This is a genomic window from Kaistella sp. (genome assembly GCF_032060305.1).
GTDB lineage: Bacteria > Bacteroidota > Bacteroidia > Flavobacteriales > Weeksellaceae > Kaistella > Kaistella yananensis.
Genome location: NZ_DAMBHK010000071.1, coordinates 1 through 3,630, shown reverse-complemented (window position 1 = coordinate 3,630; position 3,630 = coordinate 1). Strand labels below are relative to the sequence as shown.

3 protein-coding genes are annotated in these 3,630 nt (G+C 46.4%); all 3 read left to right on the top strand.

The window, feature by feature from the left end; genetic code table 11:
- The first annotated feature begins 256 nt into the window (after positions 1 to 256).
- The gene (locus V5N63_RS09655; RefSeq protein ID WP_442905811.1) at positions 257 to 2,053 is read left to right on the top strand and encodes a tetratricopeptide repeat-containing sensor histidine kinase; all 1,797 of its coding nucleotides are present in this window, start codon (positions 257 to 259) and stop codon (positions 2,051 to 2,053) included.
- Positions 2,054 to 2,065: 12 nt separating this feature from the next.
- The gene (locus tag V5N63_RS09650) at positions 2,066 to 2,704 is read left to right on the top strand and encodes a response regulator transcription factor (protein ID WP_265145035.1); all 639 of its coding nucleotides are present in this window, start codon (positions 2,066 to 2,068) and stop codon (positions 2,702 to 2,704) included.
- Positions 2,705 to 2,800: 96 nt separating this feature from the next.
- A partial coding sequence (locus V5N63_RS09645) for a hypothetical protein (protein WP_332033777.1) occupies positions 2,801 to 3,630 on the top strand: 830 nt, incomplete at its 3' end.

Here is a 3,630-nt window from a genome sequence, read left to right as displayed (position 1 = left end):
ATGCCGGAAAAAGAAGGCCGGAAAGAACCACTGAAATATGAAAACAGCTCTCCCCACGTCCTGTTCAACTCACCGAAAACCCGCCGTGTACCGTAGATTGTATAAATTGCGGTTAACCAAAGTCCTTGGCTTCCGTGCGTTATTATTCGTGTTTTTATTTGCGTTCCCTGTTCTACAGGCACAGAATCTTTCTGAGGTCATCAGCAACCTAAAATCGGAACTCACCAAAAATCCAGACGATAAGAAACGCGCATCGGTGTATGCCGATCTCACCTGGTATTACGCCAGTGTTTCTGTGGATTCTGCCCTCAACTACGGTAAAAAAGCCATTGCAGCCACCGAAAAACTTCAGGATTCCGTATTACTTGCCCAGGTTCACAGCGATCTGGGAGCGGTTCATTTCCGGAATAATGATTTTAAGAAATCCGAACAGCATTATCTGAAATCCTATCAGATCCGGAAAAAGCAGAAGAATGCTGCGGGAATCGCCAAACTTAATAATAATCTTGCTTCCGTGTACCAAAGCAGCTTTCAGTACACCAAAGCGATGAAAATGTATCTGGAGGCCCTTAAATATTTCGAAGCAAAGGGTGATGCCAGAAATGCGAACATTACAAAGGCGAATATCGGGCTTCTGTTTGTGGATCTGAAAGACAATCCTAATGCGGTGAAATATATCGGTGAAGCCGTAAAATATTTTGAGTCTCAGGAAAGAAGCGTGGAAATCGAGAACAAACTCTGCGAAAATTACCTGAACCTGGGAAAAGCATTCCAGATGCAGAAAAAATATGCGGAGGCAGAACTGCAGTATCAGAAAAGTTCGGAGATCTGTAATAAAGTCGGCAACAAACAGGGTTTTTCGTTCGCCAACAGAAACCTGGGCAACCTGTATACCCTTCAGCGAAAGGATTCCCTGGCCGCCGTAAACCTGCAGGTGTCTCAGGAAGTGCGCGAAGAATTCAATTCCAAAATCGATCAGGAAAGCAACAGTATCGACGTCGCGCAGCATCTCATTGTACAGGGAAAATATCCGGAGGGAAAGCGCATGCTTTTAAAAATCCTGCCGCTATTCGAAAAAGAAAATTCAAAGGAAAACCAGCTTTCCACCTACAAACTGCTTACGAATGTGTATCATCACCTGGCAAAGCCGGACAGCGCAGAGTATTATTTTGAGAAATACATCGCGCTCGATAATGAGCTCGTGAATGTCGGAGTAAGCAGCAGCACGGCTGAACTTGAAAAGAAATACCAGACCCTGAAGAAAGACAGTGAAATCCTTGAGCAGAAATCCAAAATCCTGAAAAGAAACGTGGCCCTGCTCTCGCTGGTAGGCGTACTGCTGCTGGGCGCAGTGTTCTACCGCAACCGGCAGCACCGCCAGAAAGCCGAACTCCAGAAAGCCATTCTGCACCAGCAGGATCTGGCCACCCGGGCGGTCATTACCGCGGAAGACAATGAGCGCAAAAGAATGGCCAGCCACCTGCACGACGGTGTTGGGCAGCTTTTAACGGCGGCCAATATGAATGTGAGCGTGCTGAATGACTATAAAAATGATCCTGAGAATTTTAATACGATCATTCACAGGACTTCCGGTATCCTGGCAGACGCCATCAACGATGTCCGTACCCTGTCTCATCAGATGATGCCTAACATGCTCATTAAAAATTCGCTTACCAATGCCTTAAGGGATCTCATTGAGAAAATCTCCTCGCCAAAACTTACCGTGAACCTTCAGATTGAGGGGCTCAACAACGATCTTGACCAGAATATCCAGGTTACGCTCTACCGGATCATTCAGGAATGCATCAACAATACCATCAAACATTCAGGTGCTGATAAGATTGACATCTCCGTCATCCAGACCGACCATCGGATCACCACAGAAATCGCAGACAACGGCAAAGGCTTTGACCCTGCCAAAGTGATGGACAAGAGAGACGGCCTCGGACTTCAGAATATGAACGCACGCATTGAACTGCTGAAAGGGCAGGTGCGTATAGACAGTGCGGCGGGCGAGGGCACCCGAATATTCATCCAGATTCCAACCGTTTAAAGGAGAGGCGTTATGAAAGTCGTTATCATTGATGACCATCAGATCATTATCGACGGGATTGAAATGCTTCTCGGTCTGGAGAAAAATATCTCAATCCTGAAAACCTATACCGATGCCTTTGATTTTCTGCACGAACTCAGGGCAGAAGAAATACATCCCGATCTCATCCTGATGGATTTAATGATGCCCACGATCAACGGATTTGAATGTGCCAAAATCCTTAAGCGGGATTTCCCGGGAATCAAAATCATTATCCTCTCGATGAACTGCGACCCGAAGACGGTTTATGAACTGACAGAAAAAGTAAAGATTGACGGTTATCTTTCTAAAAAAATAAGCCGCCAGGATCTGGTGAAAGCGCTGGAGGATGTACATTTAGGATATATGCACCTCAGCACCGAGGCAGAGACCGCGCTGAAGCAGTTTAAGAGCAAAGTCATCGATTATCCGGAAATAAAGCTCACGCTGCGGGAAAAGCAGATCGTGAAACTGATGATCGACGGGTGTACCAATAAGGAGATTTCCACCGCTCTTTTCATCAGCGAAAGCACGGTAGAAACCCACCGCAAAAACATCTACCGAAAAACGGAAACCCATTCCGTTCCCAAGCTTATACAGGCCGTAGCTGATCTCGACCTGCTGGCCGACTGAGCCTAAAAATTTCTCACCTGCCGTCCTCAAAATACCCACTGCCGGGTAGATCGCCGTGTTGCATTTGCTCTACCTTTACTGCAACAAAAAACCCAAATGATGAAAAAAAAATCTCTTCTGTTTGCATCGTTTGTACTGGCAGGTTATTTTGCGACTGCGCAACAAACGACTTTCAATGTTCTTGAAAAAGATTACGAAATTTCCCGCAAAGCCAAGAAAGGCTATCTGGGTGGTGTAGAAGCCAAGGAAAACGGCGGTTTCGAGATGGTGTACTTTCTGCCCTCGAGCCGTAGAAAAGTGAAGGTGGAAGCCTATACGTTCGACAAAGATGCCAACCTTACCAACACCATGAAAGACGAGTGGGACGTAGAGAAAGTAAAGAAAAAATGGAAATTCTTCAACTTTAAAGGCGATGAATATACCACGACGGCAGCTTCTGTAAGCACCAACCTCACAGGAAAAATGATGTTCAAAAAGCGTGAGATCAAGGCAAAATACAACTGGCTTGCCGGAGATTACGTGAAGAGAGTGAAACTGCTCGACCGCCAGAAACTCACCAGTGAAAACGGTGAAGAGTACCTTTTCAGCGGCGCGTACGAGGTAGAACGGGACAGCACGATTTATGCCCTGGCTTATCCTTATACCAAAGGTGCGGCCATGCAGAGCCTGGATCTGGTGAAGATTTCGAATACGGGTGAGTCCAGAAAAATAGCGTCCGTTGCCACGCCAAGCCCTGTAAAACCTATATTCTCTAAACCGCTGCTCGATGAAAACAGCCGGGATGTTTCGAACGATGATTTCCCACGGGACTGGATCGTGGTTCTGGCACCTACCAAAATCTACGGCAAAGGCAGCGCCGGAAATCCAAATCAGCTGACTTATCTCCGGATTTCTCCGGAAGGAAATGTTAAAGAGCAGTTCAATTT

Bases quoted from the DNA above. Each gene is read 5' to 3' on its own strand.
- V5N63_RS09650 (WP_265145035.1), top strand. From the start codon at position 2,066: ATGAAAGTCGTTATCATTGATGACCATCAGATCATTATCGACGGGATT.